The organism is Vicinamibacterales bacterium, assembly GCA_036496585.1.
Classification (GTDB): domain Bacteria; phylum Acidobacteriota; class Vicinamibacteria; order Vicinamibacterales; family 2-12-FULL-66-21; genus JAICSD01.
Genome location: DASXLB010000014.1, coordinates 191,356 through 198,634, shown reverse-complemented (window position 1 = coordinate 198,634; position 7,279 = coordinate 191,356). Strand labels below are relative to the sequence as shown.

5 protein-coding genes are annotated in these 7,279 nt (G+C 66.1%); 3 read left to right on the top strand and 2 right to left on the bottom strand.

The window, feature by feature from the left end:
• Positions 1–1,357, bottom strand: a 1,357-nt coding sequence (locus tag VGI12_04340) for an aldehyde dehydrogenase (GenBank protein ID HEY2431882.1), incomplete at its 3' end; no start/stop codon positions are given.
• A gap of 80 nt (positions 1,358–1,437) precedes the next feature.
• Between VGI12_04340 and VGI12_04335 the strand changes: the two genes are divergently transcribed.
• The 3 genes from VGI12_04335 (at position 1,438) to VGI12_04325 (ending at position 5,215) form a co-directional block, all read left to right on the top strand.
• Positions 1,438–2,394, top strand: coding sequence for an SPFH domain-containing protein (locus VGI12_04335; GenBank protein HEY2431881.1), 957 nt, complete (start codon positions 1,438–1,440; stop codon positions 2,392–2,394).
• 22 nt (positions 2,395–2,416) lie between these two features.
• The gene (gene bla, locus VGI12_04330; protein ID HEY2431880.1) at positions 2,417–3,448 is read left to right on the top strand and encodes a subclass B3 metallo-beta-lactamase; all 1,032 of its coding nucleotides are present in this window, start codon (positions 2,417–2,419) and stop codon (positions 3,446–3,448) included.
• Between the two features lie 90 nt (positions 3,449–3,538).
• Positions 3,539–5,215 carry a glutamine--tRNA ligase/YqeY domain fusion protein gene (locus VGI12_04325; protein HEY2431879.1) on the top strand — a complete coding sequence of 559 codons (1,677 nt, stop codon included), beginning with the start codon at positions 3,539–3,541 and terminating at the stop codon, positions 5,213–5,215.
• 33 nt (positions 5,216–5,248) lie between these two features.
• Here VGI12_04325 and VGI12_04320 read toward each other — a convergent pair whose 3' ends face one another.
• Positions 5,249–7,258 carry a M13 family metallopeptidase gene (locus tag VGI12_04320; GenBank protein ID HEY2431878.1) on the bottom strand — a complete coding sequence of 670 codons (2,010 nt, stop codon included), beginning with the start codon at positions 7,256–7,258 and terminating at the stop codon, positions 5,249–5,251.
• Positions 7,259–7,279 lie beyond the last annotated feature (21 nt).

Below are 7,279 nucleotides of genomic sequence, written 5' to 3'. Positions count from 1 at the left end.
GTCCATAGCCGGAAGCCTTCATGCCGCCAAAGGGCATCTGCGCCTCATCGTGCACGGTGGGGCCGTTGATGTGACAGATGCCGGCCTCGATGCGCTTGGCGACTTCCAGGCCTTTGGTCAGATCGCGCGTAAACACCGATGCCGCCAGCCCGTAGTCGGTGTCGTTGGCCAGTTGCACCGCTTCATCGAGCGAACTCACGCGGGTGATAGACACCTGCGGTCCGAAACTCTCTTCGCGAAACAGCGCCATGTCGGGGCGCACGTGATCGACGACGATGCCCTGCATGATGGTGCCCTGCGCGCCGCCGCCGGTGAGCAGCTTCGCACCCTGCGCCACGGCGCTATTCACCAGGCGCTGCACGCGCTCGACCGTGGCCTGACCGACCACGGAGCCCAGCACCACTTCGCCCTGACGCGGATCACCGCTGGGCAAGCCGGCGACGCGAGCGGCCAGCTTGGCGGCGAATTCATCAGCGACAGCTTGCTCGACGATCACGCGCTCGGTGGACATGCAGATCTGTCCCTGGTGAGCGAACGCACCGAACACCGTGGCATCCACCGCGGCGTCGATGTCGGCATCGGCCAGCACCACCAGTGGCGCCTTGCCGCCCAATTCCAACAACACCGGCTTGAGATACTTGGCGGCGGTGAGCGCCACGCTGCGTCCCACCGAGGTCGAGCCCGTGAAGTTCACGCGCCGCACGGCTCGGTGCGCAATCATGGCCTCCACCACCGCCGGGGCGTCCTGGGCGGCATGGGTGATGACATTGACGATGCCGCCACCGAGGCCTGCTTCCTGCAACACCGTGCCGATCAGGCAATGCGTGGCCGGGCAGATTTCCGAGGCTTTCAAAATGACGGTGTTGCCGCAGGCCAATGGCATGGCGATGGCACGCACGCCGAGAATGATGGGCGCATTCCACGGTGCCAGTCCGAGCACCACGCCAGCCGGTTGGCGAATGGCCATGGCCATGTTGCCCGGGACGTCGGAGGGAATGATTTCGCCGGCGATCTGCGTGGTCATGGCCGCGGCTTCGCGCAACATGCCGGCGGCCAGATGCACGTTGAAGTGGGTCCAGCCGGCGGTGGCGCCGGTTTCCGTGGTCACGGCGTCGACGAACCGCGCGGCTTGCGACTCCAGCAACTCGGCGGCGCGCGACAGCTGGGCACGGCGCGCACTCGGGCCGAGTGCGGACCAGGCGGGAAGGGCCGCGGCGGCCGCATCCGCGGCGGCGCGGGCATCCTCGACCGTGGCGGCCGCGGCGATGGTGGCCGCGCGGCCGGTCATTGGATTGAGCCGCTCGAAGACGGCACCGCCGCGGGCCGCGACGTCGTGACCGCCGATCAGAAGTTGCACGTGTTGCACTTACACCCCCACCTGCCGCGCAGGCTTTACACATTATAATGAGCCGGCTCGAGCTTTACAGGCGCGCACTCATGAACACCGGTCCGGCATTGCAGTTGATCATTCTCGTGGCGATATTGCTGCTCGTCGGGCGGTCGTTGTTCCGCACCGTGCCGCAGGCGACCGTCGCCGTGGTCACCGTGTTCGGCAAATACCACCGCATCATGCGCGAGGGCCTCAATTTCAAGATGCCCTGGGAGAAGGTGTTGTATCGCCTGTCGCTGCAAAATCGCGCCCTGCAGCTGGAGTTTCAAGCCATCACGCAGGACCAGGCCAACGTCAAGTTCGCGACCATGGTGCTGTACGCGGTGGCCGCCGCGGCCGAGGAGTCGATCAAGAAGGCGGTGTTCAGCTTCGCCACGCCGCAGGAGTTCCAGCTGGCATTGCAGCGGACCATTGATGGCTCGATACGCCAGTTCGTCGCCACCACCAAACAATCCGATATCCTCGGCATGCGCGCCGAAATCGTCGATCACACCAAGAAGAATCTCGACGAGGTGGTACTCAACTGGGGCTACGTGGTGCGCGACATTCAGATCACCGACATGACCTTCGACAAGGAGATCATGGATTCGATGGCCCGCGTGGTCTCGTCGAAGAACCTGCTCGCGGCGGCGTCGAACGAAGGGGCGGCACTGCTGGTGAAGCGGACCAAGGACGCCGAAGCCGAGGCGGCCTTCAAGACAATCGGCGCGGAAGCGGAAAAGAAGGCGGCGGCCCTGCGCGGCGAGGGTCTGGCGCTCTTCCGCAAGAACGTCGCCGACGGCATGAAGGAAGCCGCCGAGAGCCTGCGCGCCGCCGGCGTGGACGCCAATTTCCTGCTGTTTCTCGAGTACACCGATGCACTGAAGTACGTCGCCGATCATGCGCAGGGAAAGGTGATCTTCATGGACTCGGGCGCCGGCGCCTCGACGCGGGCGGTGCAGGGCATCCTCGGCATGCAGGCCGAGATCCCCGTGCCGCCGTCGCTGCCGGTGGCGTCGTCGTAGCGTCGCTGCAGCGAGCACATCGATGAACGACGAAATCCGGACGCTGCTCCAGGCTGGGCGGAAGATCGAGGCGATCAAGTTCGTGCGCCAACAGACCGGCACCGGGCTGAAAGCAGCCAAGGAGTACGTGGAAGCGGTCGGTCGAGGTGAAAGTCCCGCGGCACCGGCTCCCGCGCCGCCGGGTGGCACGGGATGCGTGTCTGTTCTGCTGCTCGCAGTGCTGGCGGCGGCGATGCTTGCGTCGGGCCGCGGCGTCGTCGCGCAGCAGGACGACAACCAGCCCATCGCCCCCTTCCGCATCGCCGGCAACCTCTACTACGTCGGCTCGAGCGGCATCAGCTCGTACCTCGTCACCACACCGGCTGGCCACTTCGTGATCGATGCGGGCTACGAGTCGACCGTTCCGATCGTGGAGAAGAACATCAGGACGCTGGGCTTCAAGGTGGAGGAGGTGCGCATCCTGCTCAACACGCAGGCCCACTACGACCACGCCGCCGGCTTCGCGGCCTTGAAGCAAGCGACCGGCGCGCAGCTGATGGTCAGCGGAGCCGACGCCGACGTGATCGAGCGCGGCGGCATGCATGATTTCTCGTTCGGCGATGCCCATCCGTTTCCGCCGGCGGAGGTGGATCGGCGCCTGAAGGACGGCGACACGGTCACGCTCGGCAAGGTGACGCTGCACGCCAACGTCACACCCGGACACACCAGGGGCTGCACGACCTGGACGTTTTCGGTGACCGAGAACAACCGCGAGCTGCACGTCGTCGACATGTGCGGGCTGACCGTGCTCGATACGACCCATCTGGTCGGCAACGCCGGCTATCCGGACATCGTCGCCGACTATGAGCGGACGTTCGCGGCGATGCGCAAGCTGCCGGTCGATATCTTCATCGGCGCACATCCTGCTTACTACGACGGGACGGCGAAAGCGGCGCGGTTGGCGGCAAACCCCGCCGGCCCCAACCCCTTCATCGATCCGGAGGGCTACCGGAGCTACATCGACACTGGCGAGAAGCGGTTCCGCGAGGAGCTGGCGAAGGAAAAAGGACGTTAGCGCACAGCGTGACGCGGCTAAAACGCGGCGCGAGGACGATCGGGAGAGCGCCGGCGCCGGCAACTCCCTCATGTTCGCTATAATCAACGTTTGCTCGACTTCATCAGAACCATCATTACTGAGGACCTTGCCGCCGGGCAGACGGGCGGTCGGGTCGCGACCCGTTTTCCACCCGAGCCGAACGGTTATCTCCACATCGGCCATGCCAAGTCGATCTGCCTCAATTTCGGCATCGCGAAAGACTTCGGCGGCACCTGCAACCTGCGCTTCGACGACACCAACCCGACCAAGGAAGACGTCGAGTACGTCGAGTCGATCGAGCAGGACGTCCGCTGGCTCGGCTTCGAGTGGGACGGCTTCCACTTCGCGTCCGACTACTTCGAGCAGCTCTACGAATTCGCGGTCGCGCTGATCGGGAAGGGGCTCGCCTACGTCGACAGCCAGTCGGCCGACCAGATGCGCCAGAGCCGCGGCACGCTGACCGAGCCCGGGGTCGACAGCGCGAACCGGGCTCGCCGCGTCGACGAGAACCTGGATCTCTTCCGGCGCATGCGGGCCGGCGAGTTTCCCGACGGCGCGCACGTCCTGCGCGCGAAGATCGACATGACGTCGCCGAACATCAACCTGCGCGATCCAGTGCTCTACCGGATTCGGCACGCGCACCACCATCGCACCGGCGATCGCTGGTGCATCTACCCGATGTACGACTTCGCGCACTCGCCCTCCGACGCCATCGAGCAGATCACCCACTCGCTGTGCACGCTCGAGTACGAGGCGCACCGGCCGCTCTACGACTGGGTCGTCGACCACACGCCGGTCTCGTCGAAGCCGCGCCAGATCGAGTTTGCGCGCCTGAATCTCAGCTACACGGTGATGAGCAAGCGCCGGCTGCTGGAGCTGGTGGTGGAGAAGCACGTCAACGGTTGGGACGATCCGCGGATGCCGACGATCGTCGGGATGCGGCGGCGCGGCTATACCGCCGAGGCGATCCGCGCCTTCTGCGAGCGCATCGGTGTCGCCAAGCGCGAGAACCTGGTCGACGTCGCGCTGCTCGAGCACGCCGTGCGCGAGGATCTCAACGCGCACGCCAACCGCGTGATGAGCGTGCTGCGGCCGCTGCGGGTCGTGATCGAGAACTATCCCGAGGGACAGACCGAAGAGGTCGACGTCGTCAACAATCCGGAGGACGACTCGGCGGGCACGCGCAAGGTGCCGTTCTCCCGCGTGCTCTACATCGAGCAGGACGACTTCCGGGAGGATCCGCCGAAGAAGTTCTTCCGCCTGGCTCCGGGCCGCGAAGTACGGCTGCGCTGCGCCTACTTCATCACCTGCACGGGCGTGGTGAAGAACGACGCCGGCGAGCTCGTCGAGCTGCGCGCCACCTACGATCCGGCGACGCGCGGCGGCGACGCGCCCGACGGCCGCAAGGTAAAGGCCACGCTGCACTGGCTGTCGGCGGCGCACGCAGTCGACGCTGAAGTCCGTCTCTACGACCGGCTGTTCACCGTCGAGGAGCCCGGCAAGGTCGAGGACTACCGCAGCGTGCTCAATCCCGCCTCGCTCGAGGTCGTGCCGCAAGCCAAGGTCGAGGCCTCGGCGGCGCTGGCCGCGCCAGGCACGCGTCTCCAGTTCGAGCGGATCGGCTACTTCGCGGTCGACACCGACAGCGCGCCTGGCCGTCCCGTCTTCAACCGCACGGTCACGCTCAAGGACAGCTGGGCCAGGATCGAGCACGGGCAGAAAGCTGGGGCGGCGCAGGGCGCCTAGGACCCCGGCTCCCCGGCCGTTGCCCTTTCTTCCTCACCAGATGCGCGTGCGATCCTCCGGCTTCAGGTAGTACTTCCCGCCGGTGATGTTGAACGCCTTGTACCAGTCGTCGTCGTTGCGGAGCGGACCGATGATCCGGAACCGGGCGGGGGAGTGCGGGTCGGAGGCCATCTGGCTGCGCTGGGCGTCTTCGCGCTGCTTGGCGCGCCACGCCTGGCCGAAGGCGAGAAAGAATCGCTGGTCGCCGCTGAAGCCGTCGAGCACCGGCGCCGCCGCGCCCTTGAGCGACGTCTCATACGCGTCGTGCGCGACGAGCAGCCCGGCGAAATCCGCGATGTTCTCGCCCATCGTCAGCTCGCCGTTGATGTGCATCCCCGGGACGGGCTCGTAGGCGTCGTACTGCGCGCCGAAGCGCTTCGCCTGCGCGTTGAACCGGTCGGCGTCGGCCTGCGTCCACCAGTCGCGGACGGCGCCGGTCGCATCGATCTTGCGACCCTGGTCGTCGAAGCCGTGGCTGATTTCGTGGCCGATGATCGCGCCGATCGCGCCGTAGTTCACGGCCGCATCCGCTTTCGGATCGAAGAACGGCGCCTGCAGGATGCCAGCCGGGAAGACGATCTTGTTCTCGAGGCCGCCGTTGTAGGCGTCGACCGTCTGCGGCGTCATTCCCCACTTCTTGCGATCGACCGGCTTGCCGAGATCAGATAACTGATACTCCCACTCGAACCGATTCGAACGCTGCACGTTGCCGTAGAGATCGGCGGGATCGATCTTGAGAGCCGTATAGTCGCGCCACTTGTCCGGGTAGCCCACCATCACGTCCATCTTCGAGAGCTTCTCGAGCGCGGCGGTCTTGGTCGCGGCACTCATCCAGTCGCTGCGCTGGATACGAGCCGCCATCGCGGTCTTCAGGTTGGCCACCAGGTCGTTCATCATCGCCTTCGACGAGGGCGGAAAGTACGCGTCGACGTAGGCGTGTCCGAGCAGCTCGCCCAGGGTCGAGTCGATCAGCGTCGCGCCACGCTTCCAGCGCGGACGCAGCTCAGTGACGCCGCTGAGCGTCCTGGTGAACGTGAAGCGGCTGTCGACGAACCGCTTCGAGAGATACGGCGCCGCCTGGTCGGCGAGGTGGAAGGACTCCCACAACTTGAGCGTCGGGAGCGGCGTGCGATCGTAGAGGGCCGCGATGTCGCGGATCGCCGTCTTCTCGGCGACGATGGCGTGGTCGCGCTTCGCGATCAGCGATCCGGTGAGATAGGTGTCCCAGTTGAGGCCGGGCGCGAACGTCTGCAGCTCGGCAATGCTCATCGGGTTGTTGATCTTGTCGATGTCGCGGCGATCGGCCGCCGGCCAGCTCGCCTTCGCCACGGCGGTTTCGAACGCGAGCACGGTGTCGGCGTCCTTCGCCGGATCGGGATCGTGGACCATGCCCAGCGTGCGCGCGATATAGGCGCGATACGCATCGAGCTGAGGCTTGAACGTCGGATTGAGGTAGTAGTCACGATCCGGGAGGCCGAGCCCTGCCTGTCCGAGGAACAGCGTGTTCGTCGACGGGTTGGCGGGATCGGGCGCCACGCCGGCGCCGACGAGCGTCAGCCCGAACGCGCCGTTGGTATCCCCCATGAAGCGCGCGAACGCGTCCTTGTCGGCGAGCGCGGCGACGCGCTTGACGTCCGCCAGCAACGGCTTGTCGTCGATCGCCTCGACCGCGGCTTCGTTCATGAAGCTCTTGTACATGCCGCCGAGCGGACTGGTCGGCGGCGCCTGGTCGATGAGGGCGCGAATCTGCGCCTGCGACCGGTTGAAGACGTCGTAGCCGACGCCGGTGGACGGCTGGTCGGCCGGAATCTCGGTCCGATGCTTCCAGCCACCGTTCACGAACTGATCGAAGTCCTCGCCGGGTTTTGCCGCCCGATCCATCGCCGTCAGATCGACGCCCCAGGATCCAAAGCGTGCCGGCGGCTGCATCTGTCCGGCGCCGTGCAGCGATGCGGCACTGAGCGCGACGATGGCAAGAATGCGGGCCGGGGATGAGTGTGGCATGACCGTCATGATAGGCCAACG